Annotated in this window: 16 protein-coding genes and 1 other annotated feature; of the genes, 6 read left to right on the plus strand and 10 right to left on the minus strand. The window is 43.2% G+C overall.

What is annotated here, in order from left to right; genetic code table 11:
• Nucleotides 1-127: 127 nt before the first annotated feature.
• Together ACXX53_RS07275 and ACXX53_RS07280 are read right to left on the minus strand one after the other, a co-directional pair.
• Nucleotides 128-2188 carry a hypothetical protein gene (locus ACXX53_RS07275; protein ID WP_458567963.1) on the minus strand — a complete coding sequence of 687 codons (2061 nt, stop codon included), beginning with the start codon at nt 2186-2188 and terminating at the stop codon, nt 128-130.
• Between the two features lie 178 nt (nt 2189-2366).
• A complete protein-coding gene (locus ACXX53_RS07280) occupies nt 2367-4646 on the minus strand; it encodes an AraC family transcriptional regulator (protein ID WP_458567964.1) in 2280 nt (759 codons plus the stop codon).
• A gap of 293 nt (nt 4647-4939) precedes the next feature.
• Here ACXX53_RS07280 and ACXX53_RS07285 point away from each other — a divergent pair, with 293 nt between their 5' ends.
• Nucleotides 4940-5872 (plus strand): ABC transporter permease, encoded by a 933-nt coding sequence (locus ACXX53_RS07285; protein WP_458567965.1) that lies wholly within the window; start codon nt 4940-4942, stop codon nt 5870-5872.
• 15 nt (nt 5873-5887) lie between these two features.
• On the plus strand, nt 5888-6763 hold the full coding sequence (locus tag ACXX53_RS07290; RefSeq protein ID WP_458567966.1) for a carbohydrate ABC transporter permease: 876 nt from the start codon (nt 5888-5890) through the stop codon (nt 6761-6763).
• Between the two features lie 193 nt (nt 6764-6956).
• Here ACXX53_RS07290 and ACXX53_RS07295 read toward each other — a convergent pair whose 3' ends face one another.
• On the minus strand, nt 6957-7145 hold the full coding sequence (locus ACXX53_RS07295) for a small acid-soluble spore protein H (protein WP_458567967.1): 189 nt from the start codon (nt 7143-7145) through the stop codon (nt 6957-6959).
• Between the two features lie 242 nt (nt 7146-7387).
• On the opposite strand from ACXX53_RS07295, the gene ACXX53_RS07300 reads away from it, so the two are divergent.
• Nucleotides 7388-8182, plus strand: a complete 795-nt coding sequence (locus ACXX53_RS07300) for a S1 family peptidase (protein WP_458567968.1) — start codon at nt 7388-7390, stop codon at nt 8180-8182.
• 115 nt (nt 8183-8297) lie between these two features.
• On the opposite strand, the gene ACXX53_RS07305 is transcribed toward ACXX53_RS07300, so the two are convergent.
• The 3 genes from ACXX53_RS07305 to ACXX53_RS07315 all read right to left on the minus strand — a co-directional run bounded on the left by ACXX53_RS07305 (nt 8298) and on the right by ACXX53_RS07315 (nt 12169).
• Complete coding sequence (locus tag ACXX53_RS07305) at nt 8298-8786, minus strand: DinB family protein (RefSeq protein ID WP_458567969.1); 489 nt, start codon at nt 8784-8786, stop codon at nt 8298-8300.
• Between the two features lie 123 nt (nt 8787-8909).
• Nucleotides 8910-9482, minus strand: coding sequence for a DNA-3-methyladenine glycosylase I (locus ACXX53_RS07310; protein ID WP_458567970.1), 573 nt, complete (start codon nt 9480-9482; stop codon nt 8910-8912).
• A 302-nt stretch (nt 9483-9784) separates the two neighbouring features.
• Nucleotides 9785-12169, minus strand: coding sequence for a polyprenyl synthetase family protein (locus ACXX53_RS07315; protein ID WP_458567971.1), 2385 nt, complete (start codon nt 12167-12169; stop codon nt 9785-9787).
• A gap of 370 nt (nt 12170-12539) precedes the next feature.
• On the opposite strand from ACXX53_RS07315, the gene ACXX53_RS07320 reads away from it, so the two are divergent.
• The gene (locus ACXX53_RS07320; protein ID WP_458567972.1) at nt 12540-13391 is read left to right on the plus strand and encodes an alpha/beta fold hydrolase; all 852 of its coding nucleotides are present in this window, start codon (nt 12540-12542) and stop codon (nt 13389-13391) included.
• A gap of 231 nt (nt 13392-13622) precedes the next feature.
• Nucleotides 13623-14366 carry a YheC/YheD family protein gene (locus tag ACXX53_RS07325; protein ID WP_458567973.1) on the plus strand — a complete coding sequence of 248 codons (744 nt, stop codon included), beginning with the start codon at nt 13623-13625 and terminating at the stop codon, nt 14364-14366.
• A gap of 95 nt (nt 14367-14461) precedes the next feature.
• On the opposite strand, the gene brnQ is transcribed toward ACXX53_RS07325, so the two are convergent.
• Nucleotides 14462-15790 (minus strand): branched-chain amino acid transport system II carrier protein, encoded by a 1329-nt coding sequence (gene brnQ / locus ACXX53_RS07330; RefSeq protein ID WP_458567974.1) that lies wholly within the window; start codon nt 15788-15790, stop codon nt 14462-14464.
• Nucleotides 15791-15858: 68 nt separating this feature from the next.
• Nucleotides 15859-16113, minus strand: a binding site (T-box leader).
• A 176-nt stretch (nt 16114-16289) separates the two neighbouring features.
• Between brnQ and ACXX53_RS07335 the strand changes: the two genes are divergently transcribed.
• On the plus strand, nt 16290-16865 hold the full coding sequence (locus tag ACXX53_RS07335) for an LOG family protein (protein ID WP_458567975.1): 576 nt from the start codon (nt 16290-16292) through the stop codon (nt 16863-16865).
• A gap of 77 nt (nt 16866-16942) precedes the next feature.
• Here ACXX53_RS07335 and ACXX53_RS07340 read toward each other — a convergent pair whose 3' ends face one another.
• From ACXX53_RS07340 to ACXX53_RS07350, 3 genes are read right to left on the minus strand one after another with little or no spacing between them, the layout of a single operon-like run.
• Nucleotides 16943-18058 carry a Ger(x)C family spore germination protein gene (locus tag ACXX53_RS07340; protein WP_458567976.1) on the minus strand — a complete coding sequence of 372 codons (1116 nt, stop codon included), beginning with the start codon at nt 18056-18058 and terminating at the stop codon, nt 16943-16945.
• Nucleotides 18055-19158, minus strand: a complete 1104-nt coding sequence (locus ACXX53_RS07345) for a GerAB/ArcD/ProY family transporter (protein ID WP_458567977.1) — start codon at nt 19156-19158, stop codon at nt 18055-18057. Before ACXX53_RS07345 ends, ACXX53_RS07340 begins: the two co-directional genes overlap by 4 nt.
• Nucleotides 19151-20683, minus strand: a complete 1533-nt coding sequence (locus ACXX53_RS07350) for a spore germination protein (protein WP_458567978.1) — start codon at nt 20681-20683, stop codon at nt 19151-19153. Before ACXX53_RS07350 ends, ACXX53_RS07345 begins: the two co-directional genes overlap by 8 nt.
• Between the last annotated feature and the right edge of the window lie 107 nt (nt 20684-20790).

Consider the following 20790-nt stretch of genomic DNA (forward strand, 5'->3'; position numbering starts at 1 on the left):
TACGTATACTTTGAAAATCAATAATTCCTATAAACTAAAGTATTTCATCAGTATAAAAATGAAATGAAGCTTCAATTATTTAAAAGCAGGCAGCAATAGCGGAAGCTCGAATAATTGAAGTGCATTACTATCTAGTCTTTAATCCTTCAAAATAGCTTTGAAGCGATTCCAAATATCCATATAAACGCTGATTCATAGAACTAAGCACACCAAGTTCCCCACGATATGACGGTCCTTGAGTCACAGGAGACAGCTTGTCCACATAATGTTGGATACAGGCTTCTACTTGACAAGATGCGATCAGATTCATCGCTTCCTGAATTCGCGAGACCTGCTTAGCCTCTTCTTCAGCATCTAGAGCAGCACAGCTTGTCTCATATGCGAGACAAGCACTTCGCAAGGTCTCAATACGTTCAAACTGTTCAGATAATTGATGAAGCTCCAAGGCCAGCTTAAGCATCTGATTCAACTGCTGCAATCGGGATCCGCGTTCAAGCGGCTGATTCGCCAATTGCTGCTGCAGCGCATTTACTTTCGTGCAGCATTCATCAGTAAGTCGTCCCCACAAGCAATCGAAACCGTAAAACTCCATGGATTGAACACCTTTAAACCAATAATCGCTGTCCACCGCGATCACTTGCTGAAGAACCTTTGCAGGGAGATTGACACACTCACTTCCCCAGATCTCGTTGTAATATTTAAGAGGTGTAACCGCTTGGCTCCACAATCGCTTGTCCATATAGCTGAATTGATCTTGAATCTCTTTGATACGCCAATGAATCGCAATAACGCCTTCCGCTCCTAACAGCTCAGCTTGATGAATCTGACGCTCCAATGAATGCAATCGCGGCTGCGGATGCCATAGCTGATGATCACCTTCAAACCAAGGAATGATCCAATACTTGCGATCCTGCAGCTCCAGCAGCTCCTTCGGACCATCCACTTCGCCAAGATTAGGGGCTAAACAGGAGAAGATGATGTTCTCGTTCAGCACATCACTTAGTCCTCTCAGCATCTGTGGAAATTGCTCATCTCCGCCCCAGCCGGAAACAACTGTCTTCACATGCGGCATATATCGAGTGAGCAGCACCTGTGCTTGCTCGAACATCGCCAACGACCAACAGCCATCCATGCGGCGATCATATCGATCCAAGTATGCAAAGTACTGTTCATGCATATTGCAGTATTCTTCAAACCGAGTATCGGGACGTGGAATATGATGATCCATTATGGCATGCTCATGCTGCCATAGCACCACATAATCCAGCTCCGAATACTGTGCCGCAATATACTTAATCGTATTGCCAAGTATCTCTTGCGAGGCAGGATGAAACGGATCCAACACTAGATTAGACAGCCTAGCCTCTGCCGGAATAAGCGAATGGATCTCAGGTGGTACAATACCTGGCTCAAAGCCTAATCCGACCTTTATCCCTCGTTCATGCGCATAGTTCAGCAGGCTTCTAAACATATCAGCGGCCTTCGTATAATGCTGCTCTTTGTTCTGCGCGGACAACGTGAGATCACTGCCAAATATCTCATCTGAGAAATAAGGCTTCGCTTCAGCACTGAATGCTGATGTTGACCGTGGCACATTCCCCCAGCGAGCCGTCGCAGATGTATCAAACTGCGCTTCAGGAGTAACTCCCATCCACTCGATCTTTATAAGAGGCTCCACATATGGCCAATATCGTTCAAGCCCCCCTGTATAGACATGAAACATGACGAAGTTGCAGCGCAGCTTCGCTAGCTGCTCTACATACATGAAATAATCCTGCTCATTCCAGCCAGTAGGGCCGCACAAGAAATTGTGCCACGGCAGTGTGCCGCGAATCGCGAAAGAACAGCTCGCCTGATGCTGCATATTCTTGACTGGCACTGAAGTCGGCTGTTCGAACACATCCCCTTCCATCGTGTAGCGAACACCGAGATACTGTTCGGCAAAGGAATATACAGCATACAGCATCGCGGCTGAATCCGTTGCCTTCATCGTGATGTGAATCGGCTCAGCTTCAGCTTCAATATTCCAGCTGTAGCTTTGACTAAACGGCTCTCCTTGCTGCTCCGTAACGAGAGTATAGTGAGCTTCCGCCCAGCCCGTCATTTTGCATTGATTGACATACTTCTGTAATTCATCAGTTGCGAGCCTTGCCGTTCGATCATTCAAGCAAGCATCGACTTTAATCATTAATAATCACTCATTTCATATAGAGAATGGAACACTGGTTAGCAAGCTTTCTCTGCTAATGAAACGCCTTCAGCATATCCTGAAGACCAACGGCATGTGTAGTTTGTTAATTGATAAAACCTTCAATCTGAACGCTTTAGATAGTTTAACTACCTATAAAGACTCCAATTATCGCTGATTAGGCATCTTTATGTTGGTTCAGCAAGCATTCACTGCGATACTGTGCTGGAGAAATCCCGTATTTCTTCTTGAACAAAGTATAGAAGTAAGTGGTGTTCAATATCCCTACCTGTTCGCTAATGCTCTGTGTTGATGCCGTTGTTTCCGCTAACAGCTCCTTCGACTTCTCTAACCGGATCTGCTTCAGATAGTCGTTGAACGACATATTGTTGTGCAGCTTGAACAGCTTCCCTAAGTACCCCGGAGTCAGCTGTACTTGCTGCGCCAGCATTTCGAGCGACAGATCATGCACGGCATAGTTAGCGCTTACAAAACTCATAACGGACTGAATTAACTGCGCGTTGCGATTGTTGGTTTTCTCCTCGATCTGATTGCAGATGGACATGCATACCTGATAGAGATCAGCCTTGAGTTCCGATATCGTTTCATAGGTAGATAAATCATAGGCGATCTGTCGAAACCGTCCACTCTCTTCCGAAGAAAGATACGACATTTCCGTAAAATGATTGTATAGCGAAACGAGCAGCTGATTCGTAGTAAACAGCGCCTGATGATAGTTTCCCGAACCGATGCTATTCATAAATGAGTCCAGCGTCTCAAGAATCTGATCGCGGTTAGTCGACTGTATGCTCTCTATTAATTGCTTTTCAATAGAAGCGGGATATTCGACTTCCTCATCATCGATATGATAATCTCCATACTCGAAGATGCGGCCGTTCCCTTCGAAGAATCGATTATGGCTCGTTTCCTTCGCGATCAGATACGACTGACGAATCTGATCGCTCCCCTTGACCACGGGCCCTATACTAATCGTCATGCTAATGTGGAAGAAATGCTTGATATTGCTCTGAATCTGGTCAAGCAGCACTAATAGCTCTGGTCCATACTGAGGCTTCTCGATCGAGCCTAGTATCGCGAATTCTTCATCTGAAATCACGACAACCTCTGCATGATGGAAGTTTGCCATAATTTCTTGAGCAATATTGTATACACCGTATTGGATAATGGAACGCTGCTTCACATCGTGCATGGCTTTAAATGCTCTCACCTCGTCTAGCATCATCACTACGGACACAAAATATGGACCCTCCAGCGTCTCATAATATCTATTCACGAGGTCCACTTGGCTGCCGTTCAGATAGCGAAACAGATGGCTCTTCTTTACAAGCTCTAACGCGGGTTCAAGCTGGGTAACTTGTTCATTTATCGTCGAGTAGATCTGATCCAGATAACTGAATTCATGCTCCTGGTTACTTTTTACCTGCTTGGAAACATTCATTCGAACGATCTTATCCATCAGCTTCTTGATCGGATTATACATCTGATTGCTTAACCAAATGGATGCAAGAATGCTAATGATGATCGTGGCTCCAGCGATTATTAATGTTGTTACCTTAAGCATATTAATATTGTCTATCAGGTCCTTATAACGGCTTACACTCACAAATACCCACTTTAATCGAGGCGATTTCACAAAGCTAATCTGACTTTTCTCACCATCAACCTTCTCGACAAAGCTTCCGGAGTTAGCCTCGCTGTTCAGTATCCGATTGATATACGACTCCTCACTTAATGATTGATTAAACTGACTGCCGCTCACATCCGACAGCACGACTCCTTCGCTGTCTAAGACCATGATATTTTGTGATCTCGTATTCTTCATCGATCCTATCAAGCTTTGTATGTATTGAGCATCAATATTGATCGTAATAGCGCCTTTCTGCGGCATAAAAGAAGTGACACCTGGTCTCAGCACGATGGTGAGCACATTGTAGGTTGAACCGCTGCCTGGATCTATTATTTTTCGTGGAATATATTGAATATATGGTGAATTGGAGCTGTCTTTAATAATATCGATAATCTCTTGGTCATCAGAGTGACTGTACCCCTTGTTGTTCACGTATCGATCCGTGATGCCATTGTAGATTCCAATATAGTGAATAAAGGAATAAGTAGATTGAATATCCCTCAAGACGCTGACTGCTTCAAATTCCTTTATTCGATCTAGCTCCTTGCTAAACATGACGGATCGTATGGAGTTGTTATTAATTAAGTGATTGCTGATCTCATATACCTGATCATTAATAATGTCTGCAGCATAGCTCGTCTGTCTCAGCATCGACTCTGATATCTCGCCAACATCCTTGATCGTGCTCTTGGAAAACAATATGAACAAGCTCATGCACAGCACTACCGTAACCGCTGCTGTTAATAACGCTAAACTTAAGAACATACGAGAATAAGCAGAATGTCTAATGAGCCTGCGTTTTTTCTTCATATTGATTGCCAACATCCTTTCTAGTAGCTTGTACGTTGATTATGGATAGATATCTTGTGCTTTATATTTATAAATCATGTACTTCCACATTATATTAGCATCTATAGTTTAGAGCGACGTAAACTTGCACAATTCTAAAAAAGTATAGAGATTTAAAAAAATTGAATAGCCACTTCCTCCTAATCTAAGCGATTTCGTTAATTTCAAAGTTTACGCTCCTGACAATAAAAACTATGGTTAAGGCATTAGAGATCGACTTAATTCGAAGCATGAGGAAGGGAGCGGGAAGCGGAATGAAATCGAAGAAGAACAAATCATCTATCTACCGTGAACTGCGAAAAAACTACCAGTCATATTCATTAGCATTACCAGCATTACTGTACACCTTTATATTTGGCTACTTGACATTACCCTACATGGCAATCGCGTTTCAGAAATTTAATTACAAGAAGGGACTGTTCGGCTCAGATTGGGTCGGCTTTGATAACTTCGAATTTTTCTTTGCATCTAACAGGGCTTGGCAAGTCACGTTCAATACCCTGCGGCTTAACTTTTTCTATATTCTGTTCAGTACTTTATGTGCCATCGTGCTGGCTGTACTGTTCAATGAGCTAAAGAGCAAAATGTTCGCCAAAATTACGCAGTCCACGATTCTATTCCCTAACTTTCTATCCTGGGTCATCATCAGTTATGTGATATACAGCTTGTTCGCATCGAACTACGGTATCGTTAATCAAATATTGGAGTGGTTCGGAATCGATCCTATTAACTGGTATTCATCTCCTCAATATTGGGTGAAAATACTCGTAAGCACAGCCATCTGGAAGGACATTGGGATATCGCTCGTCATTTATCTTGCAACCATTGCTGGTATTGACAGCACCCTATATGAAGCAGCCCAGATTGATGGCGCGAACCGTTGGCAGCAAATTCGCCGAATCACGATTCCGCTGCTGAAGCCGACTGTTATTATCCTGACCCTGCTTTCGCTCGGTAAGATTATGTACGGTAACTTCGACATGATCTATGCCATTATCAAGGATAATTCGCTGTTGTACCCTACTGTCGATGTTATTGATACCTATGTATTTAGAACTTTGCGCACGGTTGGTAATCCGGCTCAAGCGATGGCAATCGGCTTGTATCAATCGGTAGTCGGCTTTATTCTCGTATTCTCGGTCAACTGGATTGTCAAGAAATTAAGTCCAGAAGATTCATTATTCTAGAAAGGCGGTGCTCCTATGAAAAAAGGCAAATGGTTTGATTACCTGAACAATATACTCATAACGATCATTTCTATTGCATGTATTCTTCCATTACTGCTTGTACTGATCGTATCCTTCACAGACGAGAGCGCTATCCTAGTGAATGGCTATAGCTTCTTTCCTGAGAAATTATCCCTTGATGCTTATAAAATGCTGTTTTCAGGCTCATCGCCATTGCTGCAAAGCTATATTGTCTCCATTACGATTACAGTAGTAGGTACTTTCTTAGCTGTGCTGATCACGTCGATGGCAGGTTATGCACTCTCCGTTAAGCATGTTAAATATCGCAATGGAATGTCCATGTTCTTCTTCATCACGATGGTATTCAGCGCTGGACTTGTCCCTTGGTATATGATGTGCAACGCATTGGGGCTTAAAAACAACATATGGGCGCTTATCATACCTTCACTTCTATTTACACCGTTCAACCTTTTCTTAGTACGGAACTATATGAAGCAGCTGCCAGACGCTCTGGTGGAGGCCGCGAAAATCGACGGAGCGAACGACTATTATATTGCGTTCCGTATCTTTATCCCTCTAAGTTTGCCTGTTCTCGCAACAGTAACCCTATTCTACGGGATCGGGTATTGGAATAACTGGTTCAACGCCATTATGCTCGTTGACAATCCAGATCTGTACCCGCTTCAATATTTGCTGTTTAAGTTAAATTCAGAGATAAGCATGATTCAACAGATGCAATCGAGCATCTCCAGCGGTACAACGGCACAATTGCCTAGTGAATCGGTGAAAATGGCAACAGCGATCATGACGATTGGACCTATCGTTCTCTTCTATCCGTTCCTGCAACGTTACTTTATTCAAGGGCTATTAATTGGCTCAATTAAAGAATAGCAAGCGCACAAGCTTGATAAAGTTAAGTGTGGACTTCGGAGTACTTTGGATCTGTACTAGCTTGAATTGCCTATAGACAAAGTAAAAGACGCTGAGCACTCATTCTGAGTAGACTCAGCGTCTTCGATTATAGATAGACCTAGTGGCTGTATTTGCTTACTTTCCCTCGTTCACAATTTCTCCATGCCTATTCCTATGCTTGATCTTGCTCCGATAACGAGTTCAAGGGAACTTCCCACTCCTCTTCAGGATTGTTCAACGCGTAGACGCGTGCTGTCTCATTCTGCTTGTTCACATGTTGAATATAGATCGGTTTCCCATCGCACAACACAGTCGCCATTACGGGAGAGGACGCTATTTCTTGTGCTCTTTGAATATTCATTCAGAAATACCTCCCTTTCTAAGTAAAGTTTGACTTTACTATGCGCGAGGTAAATATCCATTATACATATTTCTTACCAACGCAATAATGAGTACGGTACATTGCACACCTTGCCCAATGTGCTAGCTTGTATTGATTTCAGCAGCCACATTTTGTATAACCATATATGCAAACCAGAATCTAGTGGGCCGCGCTTTGAATTTTTCATTAACAGGGAGGTCATTTCCATTCGTAACGATGAGTTGAACAATTCAAGAACATCCTCCGAGCCAGTAGATGATACCGAAGCTTTTATCTACGAAATAGAAGAAGAGGATGAACTGGATACTCCCACCCAAAGAACATGGATCACCAAGTCTATACTTATTTTGCTTGCCGTCTTGTTAGTTGGCAATCTGATCGCTTTTATACCGCAGATCTACAATCTACCGGCACTCCGGTTCTTGAGCAAAGACTCACAATTATCTCAAGATGAACTGATCCAACAATATAAGCAGGCCGTTGTCGCGGTAAGTGCGGGCGATCGAAAAGGCACCGGCTTCAATATTGCTGCGAACGGTCTCATCATTACGAATCAACATGTAATGGCAGATGATCAGGCAGGCACGATCCAATTCCTTCATGGGGAGACGTATCTGGCAGATGTTATCGTCATCGATAAGGATCTTGATATTGCTATCCTCAAGATTCGGGACAATATGAGCAACCTGCCAGCCTTGCAGCTAGAGACTGAGACATCCTATCTAGCAGGCGACCCAGTCTATGTCATTGGCAATCCGCTGTCATTCTTCCACATCGCCATTGAAGGTACGCTGCTAGGATTGACTCCAACTGAGAATCGCGAGCTTCCTATGCTTATGTTACAGGCTCCTATACATAACGGTAACAGCGGCAGCCCTGTTATCAACAACAAGGGTCATGTTATCGCTGTAGTGTTTGCGACCACGACTACGACTCAAGGAGATCAATCCGTCACCGTGGGGCTTGCCATCCCAATCGATTATTTGCAGAAATATGAGAAGTTCATATATGAGTAAGAGATGAGAGAGCTGAAGGTTTCATTCGTAAAATATTTACCACGTAAAATACAGCGAACAGAAGGCGAGTCCATCTGTTCGCGGCGCATAACATACTACAGCGGCCTAAGATATCTTAGCCGTAAAGCATGAAGAAATGAAGCTGATGGCCTGACTGCTTCAAATAGTTATAGAGCTGCGATCGGTGGTGAAACGTATGCGTGACGATTTCGATCAGCCACTTGATCTGAACCACTCCATGCTCCGCATAGAACGCTTTGGTTGACTTGTTTAATAACTCGTCATCACTTAATGACAGCATGTACGTCCGCAGTAAGTCGTAATTGACCCGAAAACGCGCTGCCAATTCCTGCGGATCCTTTACTTCACTTACGCTTGTTTCTACCCGCTCTACATCTGCTTGAGACTTCTCCTGCAATATCGCCAGATCAGAGGCTGGTATAGACACCAGATGATGCGCCAACTCTAACAACGTGCGCATATTGTCAGCTGGTCGATATCCCCACTCTTCTGGTTTGATACTGATCAGAAGCTGATCGACTGTACGAACAGCTAAAGCTAATTCGTCCAACAGATGATCCCGAATTTGTGCAACACCATTCATCCTTCTATCCCCTTTTCATGTGATTGGATTCAAGCTTATCATACTAACCATGACATCATGTATGTCACCATTAGTGGAACGTGTTCATCAAAAATCACTAATATGGGAGCCATGTCGTGATCTTTATGCTTGAGTGTTTGAAGGATGGCAGAAGCATTCCAACGTATGGTCATTTACCAACCCCACCGCCTGCATATATGAATAACAGATCGTACTGCCCACAAATTTAAATCCATCTTTTTTTAACTGTTTGCTCATTTTATCGCTTATTTCGTTTGAAACAGGCACTTCCTTAAGTGTCTTCCATTCGTTAACGATTGGGGTGTTATCTACAAAACTCCATATGTAGTTGGAAAATGAACCGTGTTCTTCTTGAATTCTTAAGAATGCCCTTGCATTCGTTACGACGCTTTGAATCTTCAGTTTATTGCGAACAATACCTGCATCTTGCATTAAGGATTGCAATTTATCATCTGTATATTGAACAATCTTCTCCGCCACAAAATGATCGAAGGCTTTTCGGTAATTCTCTCTCTTTTGCAGTATCGTCCACCAACTGAGACCGGCTTGTGCTCCTTCTAAGCAGAGCATTTCAAATAATAGTCTATCCTCGTATATGGGGACACCCCATTCTTTATCGTGATACTCCATATACAAGGGCTCATTTGTATTCACCCATGCGCATCGACTTTTCATTGGTAGAATCATCCCTTTCTCATTTCGTGATCATGTACGCCGTTTTCTGACCGTTGTACACTTCATTGAATAATGGTACATCGCGGTAGAAATTTACTTTTATATAATCCCTGTGAAGCTCACTCATTGCGATAATTAACCCAATTATAGAACATTCGTTCGCAGTTATCAAATATCAATAACAAAATTTAGCATAGCCTAGGAAATAAATAATGCACAATTCGCAATATAAAAAAAGTGCTGGCAATTATGCCAGCACTTCTTCATGTAGATGCATCACGAATTCTGTTCTCTTTTTACATCTAACAGTCTCGGTTAATGATATAGTCCAATAAATGCTTCAGAAAAGCGGCATTGCGAGGCATCTCTTTCAACGCTTCTATGGCGAGGCAGTAGTGCTCCCACATTTCTTGTCGGGCACCTTCCAGACCGAGGATCGTCACAAAGTTCGAATTGTTGTTCTCAACATCCTGGCCGGTAGGTTTACCAAGTAAATGTCGGTCCCCTTCCACATCAAGCAAATCATCTTTTATCTGAAAGGCTATGCCCGCATGATAGGCGTATTTCTTCAACGTCGCAATTTCCGTCTCTTTAGCTTGAGCAAGTATGGCGGGCATAACCAGAGCAGCCTCGAATGCAATTCCGGTCTTGTAGAAGCATATCCGGTTCAACTGCTCCAGGGTCAACGCTTTGCCTTTGGAATGCAAATCCATTTCCTGTCCCATACACATTTCTCCAGCCTTTTGGGACGAATATTGTATCATGGCAAGTACACTTTTAGGATCGAACTCATGAAGGGTTGACTGTTCCTCAGTCGCTTTCTGGATCAGATAAATACCCGTTAATTCAGCAGTAGCGCTATTATGAACCTGATGTAGTGTTTGACGCCCTCTGCGGGTAGACGCATTATCCTGTGTTGGCAGATCATCGAAGATCAAGGATGCGGTGTGCATATATTCCAATGATCTCAGGAGCGGCACGACTGTCGAAGCTTGGAGACCATAATGCTGTACACCCATGAACCAAGCTAATATAGGTCGTAATCGCTTACCGTCTCCTTCGAGACTGTAATTTGCAGCGTCGATAAGCGACTCCTTCATCGGTGGAATCCCTTTAAGATCAGGAATCTGCAAATGTTCGTTGATCTGATCGCGGACAGATTTGATCGTTTCAATAAATTCATCCTTCTCACTTCGATTGTTTCTCAGAGCGGTCACCATCTGGTCCCGAAGCAGTTTATCGAAGAAATCCACATCATCTGCTTTCTGAACCATCTGTTGAATCAGGCGATTGAATTCTGGATTACCGGATGCGAATATGTCCATGATCTCGTTATATTTCTCAATACCAACACGTGCCTTGCAGCGCTTGAGTCCGTTAATCGCACGATCCAGTATCACCTCTCGCGTCTTGGCATCGGAATGATACACGGTATGGATCAGATTAGAAATGACCGCCCAATAAAGTTCAAAGGGATTGATCAGATCAGAACGACGGTCGCGATATTTTAAATAATACGTATAAGGTGTTACCGCCCCGTCCCTCATATCGTCAAACATATCCGCAAAGTCATCAGCCAGCTGATTGTAGATGCCATAATAGAAGGTTCGATGATCAAAGCCTTCATCCTCTGGAGCACTAATGACGGAACGGACGATCAATCGAGAAGAAGATGATTTTAGGATGACAGGTAGATAAAGCTCTTCATTGGTGTATTTCGCATTCGCAAGATCCTTTACACGGTCCATATCCTGAGATTGAAAGAACACATAGGACTGCTCAAAAAATGTACTCAATGCTTCAGGCCGTTGATATGTCTTAATATACTCAAAAGCTTCCCGCAGTTCCGAGTGTACATATTGAATCAACTCCAAAATATGACCAGCCCACTCCCCTAATTCCGGCACAGTTCCTGTGAGAAGCGCTTCACGAATCATACGAGAATACTGTTCTTTCTCTTGAGCATTGAAGACTTGGGAATCGAGAAGATCGTCAACAAACGGATAGGTCAGACCGTAAGAGTAACCCAACCTGATGGCTTCATCGAGTCTCCGAGCACGTTCATCCGGTAATATGTCATCGTCCATTTCTTCAACCACATGCAGAACAACCCCGAAAATGATCTTGATCAGTTTGCGAACCGCGTGTTCTGCATTCATTTCACTAGGAATATTGGCGGATACACCCTTTATCTTGTCTATCACCCAGATCGTGGCGTTTTCAACACCTTCCTTCTGAGCCCAACGGTATAACCTTGCCATACTCATATCTTCTGGTTGGTCTCCCCCGTTTGTTGCGGTGGAATGAATCAACTTTCGTTTAATATCGGCAACTGCACGCTGAATCCTGGTCTGTGTGTCAGGAGAATTCAGATCTTTGCCCAAATCCCTCATATATATATAAGAAATGCTTCGATCCAAGTAGTCGTCCAGTTTACCGGTATAATTCAGCCATCGAATATATCCTCGATTATCCTGAGAATCAGGTTTTCTCTTACCTCGCGCAAAAAAGGATAGCCATGAACGATGAGTAAAATGCTTCCTTTTCCACAAATGAAAATCATCTGTCAGAGTAGGCACATAAGTCTTTTCCATAACTTGCTCATATAGTGATGCAAAATACTGAGCCGCCTTCTGCTCAGCTTGCCTATACCAACTATCTGCACGTTCTGTAATGTCCACATTCATACGATGAATAACCCCAATTTCTATTTTAGTTAAACATATATCCACTCCACTTCTTTATACGTGAAAGTATCCATCGCGTTACGAAATCGTTTTGGGAACAATGGAACTAACTGCTGAAGAAGTGAAAATGAAGAAGATCGTATATTTGAGTGGAGAAACGAATAATGATTACTGTGCATATGTGAATGCTTAGATAAGTTATAAAAGTATGTTAAAATGTACTTTAAGGCTAAAATGTCAGAGGTGATGGGAATGCTAGAACGTTCCATGGAGAATGTAATGGAATCAGAAAGAGAAAGGAAGTGGTGCAAAGAAGAGCTCATCCTTCGATAGCGGCTCTTCTCATTAATTAGAAATGAGGACGATTACGATGGATAACTATCAATATATAAATAGCGATGGATTTAAACTGAATTATTGTGTTATGGGAACTGGGAAGCCCATATTGGTCATAGGCAGCAGTGTGTATTACCCTCAATTATTCTCAGAGGATTTATATCATACATTTCAGTTTATTTTCCTTGATCATAGAGGATTTGTGAAGCAGCCCCGAACCCTGGGACCAGAAGATTATACCTTGGATAAAGTATTAGATGATATCGAGATGGCAAGGCAGAAACTAGGCATAACAGATTTTATTATACTGGGGCATTCAGGACATGCTTTTATGGCAATGGAATATGCGAAAAAATATCCTGATCATGTCGCTAAAGTCGTCTTGTTAAACTCAGCCCCAACAAACAGCATGGAAAGGCAGCATCAAAGTTTTGCATATTTTAACGAGACTGCAAGTCCGGAAAGAAAGGAGAAGTTTGAAAAGGATATTGCACTATTAGATGCAGACATTGAGAAAGATCCAGAACGACGATTCGTTCATATGTGCGTTCGAATGGGAGCTCACAGTTATTATGATTATGCATTCGATGCAGCATATATGTGGAAAGATGTATATACGAACATGCCGATTATCGATCACTTATGGGGAGTAGCATTTGGAGAGCTGAATCTTATACAATCACTGGCTGGGTGTAATAAGCCCGTATTTATTGGAATAGGCAGATTTGATTATTTGGTGGCTCCTGTCTCACTTTGGAATTCTGTTGATCATACGTATGCACATGTAAAGAAAGTGATCTTTGAGTATAGCGGTCACAACCCTATGTTTGAAGAGCCTCAAACCTTTGATAGAGAACTTATGAATTGGATATGTGAGGACAATTAACAATATTGCTCATCATGAGTATGGGGCTATCTCTAAGTCATCTTAGCATGACTTTTGAGGTAGCCCCTTTCAGCATACCTTACCTGTTGTTGACAGAGTTGCCGCTTTAAATAGGTGTTTGTACTTTTCCTAATCGCCCCTTGCATCATACATTAATATCATTAATCAATCCTCAGTACTTACAGACAACAATCCGAAATAATCCACTTTCTAGTAAAGGGTGATGCGTTTTTGACTGTCAGACGTGTATTTAGCAAATGGAAAAAGACGTTGATTCTGCAAAAGACATCATTGAAGCGTTACATTCCCGAGACAGCTGTTTACAGTTCCAGTCGATTGGATGAAATGCTGAATCGATACGAGATGGTATACGTTAAGCCTGACACGGGTACTCACGGCAAAGGAGTAATGCGTGCAAAAAAACGATCTAATGCATCTTTCGAGCTTAGGGAAGGTGTCTCTACTCATTCATTCCATTCGATGGATCAACTGAACACTAGAATAAAATCAAGAATCGGTAAACGAAAGTATTTAGTTCAACAGGGCATTCACATGATGACCCACCAAGGGCGAAAATTCGATCTCCGTGTATTGGTCCAAAAAAATTTGAGCAATAAGTGGGAAGCTATGTCCATCTTTGGCCGTAAGGCTGCGTCCCATAAAATTGTAACCAATGTCAATAATGGCGGCAAAATAGAATCGCTAGACGTCTTAATGCGTCCTCATATGAACGAGTCTTCCATTCATCAACTGCGACGAGAACTGAATCAACTGGGATTATCGGTGGGAAAGGAATTAAGCAGAAAACATAAAGGTCTGAAAGAGCTCGGACTCGACATCGCGCTCGACAAGAGCATGCGGCCATGGATCCTTGAGGTGAACACCAGACCGGCCATTTATGTTTACCGAACGTTCAATCCCTCCGCTTATCGCCGTATTCTGCGCTATGCCAATGCTTATGGTCGATTTAAGTAAGGAAAATGGTAATGCTCTTTCCCTATGAAAAAAGGACCGACAAATTGTCGGTCCTTCCCTCTGGCAAGCCCTCGCTCACGATACGAATGCCATCGTTACTTGTTCGATTTTATTTCTCGTGTGATCATTCCGACTATAAAGCCTAGGCATCCGCCCACTATCGCAGGAACAACCCAACCAATCCCCTTATCATACAGCGGAATAACATTCATCCACGCAGTAACAGCGTCTACAGAAACCCCCGCCGCCTTCAAGCCGTCAAACACACTTATTAGCAATGTCCCGATAAGCGCTCCTACATATATAGAAGAATGACCGCCTATCAGCTTATGGAACAGAGATAGCACGATCAGTACTATCGCTACCGGATAAATGATGAGTAATATCGGAACTGATATTGAAATAATTCGATTCAACCCTAAGTTGGCAATGAGCAGACCGACTACACAGATAATACATGATATCCAGTTATAGCTCAACCGTCGCGATAAGGTAGAAAAGTATTGACTGCATGCAGAGACGAGTCCGATGCATGTCGTCAGACAAGCTAGAGTCACGATTACGGCTAGTAGAATTAATCCAGAAGGACCGAATAGCTCCTGGACAGCAAGCGTGAGCAGTTGGCCGCCGTTAGCCGCGTAGCCGAGTGATTCCACGCTCGTGACGCCAATATAGCCAAGTGCCGCATATACTAACATTAATCCGATACCTGCAATGACAGCAGCTTGAGTCACAGCCTTTGCTAAGACTCGTCTATCCTGAACGCCTCTGTCGCGAACCGCATTGATAACGATAAGGCCAAATGCGAGCGCTGCGATCGTATCCATCGTCATATAGCCTTCCATAAAGCCTTTGAAGCCAGGTGATGCTGCATACTGTTGTACTGCCGGCTGTGGATCGCCTAGCGGATTCAGCAGTGCAGCAATGAACAGTCCTGCAATGGACAAGAGCAATAACGGCGTTAAGATATTACCGATCCACACCACAAGCTTTGATGGATTCAAGCTCAACACGAACACGACAATAAAAAATACGATCGAGAACACAAACAACACCCAACTGCTAGATTGGAGCGATTCCGGAACAAAGGGTTGCGCCCCCATCTCGAACGCTACGTTCGCAACACGTGGAATAGCCATCGATGGTCCGATTAAGATATATACGGCTACAGCAAATACAATACCGAACTTCGGATGCACTTGTCCCGCCAATTGCTGCATGTCTTTACCTGTCAGCCCCATTGTAATGATCGTAAGCAATGGCAGCCCTACGCCTGTCAGTATAAAACCGAACATAGCAAGCGCGAATTGATCCCCTGACTGCTGACCTAATATCGGAGGAAAGATTAAGTTGCCCGCTCCGAAAAATAACGAAAATAGCATCAGCCCAATGAAGAAAGTATGACCTTTGGAAATTTGTTGCAAGTTAGTCCCCCCCAAGATGTATGTTTTAAACTATATAGCAGATCCGAAAATAAAAAAATCCGTCCCTTAAAAGGGACGGATTATATTCCGCGTTACCACCCATCTTCATCTAGCAGCAACTAACCCCGTTGATGCAAGATGCACTTTGCCACGTACCTACTACGTACTCCGGATAACGGTGGAAAGCCGGCACAGCTTACTGTCGTTCAGCAGCGCTTCTCGAAGATGATATTCACCCATGTACCGAACATTGGCTTGCAGCAGTTTACCAACTCTCTGTGGATCGGATGACATGACTTACTTATTCTCGTCCATGAATTTATACATTAAGAAGTTTGTACTTTATTGTATCTTGTATGTTCGAGAAGTCAATAAACTTTTTTTGACATCTCATCTGATCGATCACATCCACTCTCCAAATTGAACACATTCGCTCATTTATCCAATTTTTATATTGAGATATAATAAATATCATTAAATATTTAGGAGGTACATAAATTTGAAGCATATAGCAGTATACTGTGGCTCTAGTAATGGAGCAAGCGAAATGTATCGACAAGGCGCAGTTGCACTGGGCAAAGAACTCGCGCAACGCGGCATCGCACTCGTATATGGCGGAGCCAGTGTTGGTGTGATGGGAGCTGTTGCCGACGCTGTCTTGGCTGAGGGTGGACATGTAATCGGCGTCATGCCAGGTTTTCTAGATAAACGAGAGATCTCACACAAAAATCTGTCCGAACTAATCGTGGTGGATTCCATGCATGAACGCAAAGCAAAGATAGCCGAACTTGCTGACGGCTTTATCGCGATGCCTGGCGGCCCAGGTACTTTGGAGGAATTCTTCGAGATCTTCACATGGGCGCAATTAGGACTTCACACGAAGCCATGCGGGCTGTTAAACATCAATCACTACTATGACCCGCTCGTAGCCCTGTTCCAACATATGACGGATGAGCAGTTCTTGCACGAAAAGTACCGATCGATGGCCATTGTAGACAGTGATCCTAAATTGCTATTGGACCAATTTGCAACATATGAGCCGCCAACTGTGAAAACATATACTACGGAGAATTAAACGTTCACTACAAAAAAGCACCCTGTAGGGCCAACAGAATAGAATCGTTCTGTATGGAACTTCAGTGGTGCTTATATTTAATACGTAATTCCATGATTTACGATCTCTACTGATACCTTTGGATTAAATGTGACCTTCTGATAATCCTCTGTCCAGTTCAATTTGCTCCAAGTATCCGGATGGTAGGCCATCATTCTTCGTCCGATCCCGAAACCATCATGATTGACCTGCTGCATGTTCCGCGTAATGGCTTGCGCACTTCTCGTCAGTTCTTCCGAAAGTATCTTATCTAACTGTTGTACGTTCTGCTTATCCTCTAGATGATCCTTCGCGTATTCAATTGCTGTTACTTTTAAATGCAAATCCAACGCTACTGAGATATCCTGGTTGCTTTGAACGTTTACTTTCATCTTCCGTTTTATCGATTGAATTTCCATCGCTAAATATTGTTCTGGGTTCGATTGCCCCCCCCCATTTACTTTAAGGGTCAAGCTGCCCGACTTGTTTAATTTATCCGCCATCAGAAGGTACAATAGTGAATCCTCTGATTGTAACGTGCCTACCATGTGATCACCGTTAAATAATGCTATTCCATTGATCGCTGGATGCGTTACATCGTTAGATATATAGGGGACAGCAAAATCATCTCCTGGATCCTTTATCTTTGGACGAATAAGCTGCAGGTCAACCACTGGGGCAATCGTTCTGCCCTCTGCACTTTGGATCAGTCGGGTATAATGCTCGCCGATTAGTTTTGAACCCGATATTTTCTTGCTGATGTAATCACTGGTTTTCCCCCCTATGACAGCAATCTTTGCATTCAAGGCGCTTCTAGGATCACGATAGAATACATCGAGAAACGGATAAATACCTTGTTTCGCCAATGCTTCACCAATGAGGATGACACGGAGCTTGGCAGCTGTGAATCTTCCAGAAATTTCACGGTCAATAATATCTCGGGTATGTCTGCTTGTATTGCCAATCGCCGTATGGATTTCACTATACTTTCTATTCCCCGTTTGCTCGCCGCTTACGTCAAGAACTGAAGAAGTCGTTTGAAGCTTTCCATCTGAACTCAGATCGAAGCCCACAATATATGCAATTCTGGCGTCTTTTAGCAGTTGCTGATCCCAGCAACCCGATACTAGCGCTGCAGCCAAGCAAACCGTAATGATAATCAAGCTCGTTCTCATCCCGCACTCCCCCTAGCTTCCTTTACATTGAATAGGATGGAAATCATGAATAGAACGAAGGGAATTCCAAATACAAACACATAATTAGCGATCGACAATATTTTTTTGATACCATCAATCAAGAGCGGATCCTGACAGAACAAGACAATGACAAACACAAGAGCCACCGTATATGGAACTGCTCTTCGATGAGTGCCCTGTGCCTTAAAAAGATTCGCAAGTCCTCTGGAAGCCATAAACATATAACCCATCATTGAAGTAGATGCAATGAACATCCATAAGGAGAGAAAATAGAGATCCGGACGCTCGAACACACTGAAAGTTAACGCCTTAACCATGTAAAGCAAGGGTTCAGGGAGCTGACCGATCTCCGAAGGACTAAATACGATAAGACTGGTAAAGACCGCAAAAGTATACAACAGTGCGGTGAAGGTATTCGCGAGGCTGGCTGCTTTTAATTTATCAGTTCTTGCCCCTTCAACAAAGGGATAACAGATCAGCAGAATCTCATACCCCGATACTGAGTTCATGGCTGTGTGCGCACCCTCCGCAATCTTCCATAAGCCAGCCTGTCCCACAGGCAATACGTATAGAAAGTTCACACGGGTGTACGCGTACGATATTATAAGGATCACCGGGATGTAGCAGAAGAAGGCAAGAACACAAAAACGGGCAATTGTACGCAGGCTCTCCCGAACCAGATATAGACTTACCCCTAACATCATGCCCATGACGATCCATCTGGGTGTATCTACTAGTACCCACTCATGTATGGTCATACTGAATTGCAATATGATATAGCTGGATACCAACATAAAGTAACCCACATAAATAAATTGAATGCATTTGCCTAAAAAAGTCCCCAACAGAGCAGGTAAATAATCATATAGCGTTAACGAAGGAAACCTTCTGCCTAACCCCCACATCACGACAATGAACAATTGAGCCAATATACCCGCCAGCAGCACAGATAACCACGCATCCCCCTTAGCTGCGTTATGCACATTGTTCGCAAGTCCTAACAGCCCGACACCAATTTGGGTCTGAATAATCAAAAACACGAGCTGTCCCGGCGTAATGTAATCCTTGGAATTATCCATCGTTCTGCTGCTCCTCGCCTGAAGATTGCTGCTGGTCTAGTTGTTGTGGAGCTGGGTCATTTGAACGCTGGTTCAACAGCCATTGAGGCATTCGGACGATCGTATCCTTCCAATCCTTTAATCGTAACGGAGCTACAGGGGCAAAATAAGGCGTTCCAAACGATTCTAATTTACATAAATGGATCAAGATGATCATTAAGCTGAACACAATTCCAAAAAAACCGAATAACGATGCAGCTAACATGACAGGAAAACGGAGGATTCGAACTGAAGCACTCATCTCATGAGAAGGTACCACGAAAGAAGCTATCGCCGTTAAGGCAACAACAATGATCATGGCGTTCGATACTAGACCTGCTTTAACAACCGCATCTCCTATGACAAGACCGCCGACGATTCCGATTGTTTGTCCAACTGGCCCGGGAAGGCGTATGCCCGCTTCTCGAAGCAATTCAATCGCCAGCTCCATAAACAGCGCTTCAAGGATCGGTGGGTACGGAATGAATTCAACACTGTTTTTAATGGGCAGCAGCAGATCCTGTGGGATGACCTCAAAATGAAAAGACACCACCGCAATATAATAAGCTGGAAGACCGATAGCGATGGCAAAGCTGAATAGCCGGATTAATCGGATAAACGACCCTTGCAGTGAACGAAAGTTATAATCGTCTAGCGATTGATAAAAGGCAAAAAAGGTCACTGGCATGATTAAAGCAGTAGGACTGCCTTCTGCTAACAGCGCAACTCTGCCCTCCAGCAAATTGCCGATGACTCGATCTGGTCTCTCCGTATGCAGCATCTGTGGAAAGGGAGAAAAGGAAGTGTCTTCAATATATTCTTCGATAAATTCGGTAGATGTGATATTATCTGCATCAATATTTTGTATTCTGCGGTCAACTTCCTTTATGAGCTTGGGATTGGCTAGATTCTGCAAATAGACAATTACCGCTTCAGATTTCGTTTCATGACCAAGCTTATAACGTTTTACAACCAAATTGCGATTCTCGATATGCTTGCGAATGAGTTGGAGATTAATGCTCATGTTTTCCACAAAACCTTCGTGAGAACCCACGACAATTTTCTCATTGCTCGGTTCTGAGATGTTTCGAACATGGCTCGATTTCACCTCAATAACAAAGCATTCTTCCATACCTTCAATACATAGCACGACATATCCTTTAACTATTTGATCAATTACTTTTTCAAGTTCGCTATACTTGTTCGCACGTATCGCAATCAGAATTTCATCTAAACCATCGTTTTTGCTTTCCATGATGGGATTCAATATTTCCTCACGGATCTTAGTCTGTCCGCACATGGAGTACATATAGAGAATCTCGCTTGTATGACCTGGAATCGACACAGCTAGATGAACTAGATCGTCTGTATGAAATAGCGCTTCTTGCAAATATTGAATATTCTCCTGCATGTTTGGAGATACCGGTTGAGGTTTCAATGTGGACTGTTTCGACTTGGATATGCTCTTTCGCTTGTTATTATTAAATGCATTATTAAATAACCCCATATCCATACCTCCGTTTCCTAATCCGATTGCTACATTGTAGATTTTCCCTAGAACAAGAAAAATATCCCTCAGTGTAGGCGGAGGTGAGATACACATATGACACAAAA

It is taken from the genome of Paenibacillus marinisediminis (genome assembly GCF_054343325.1).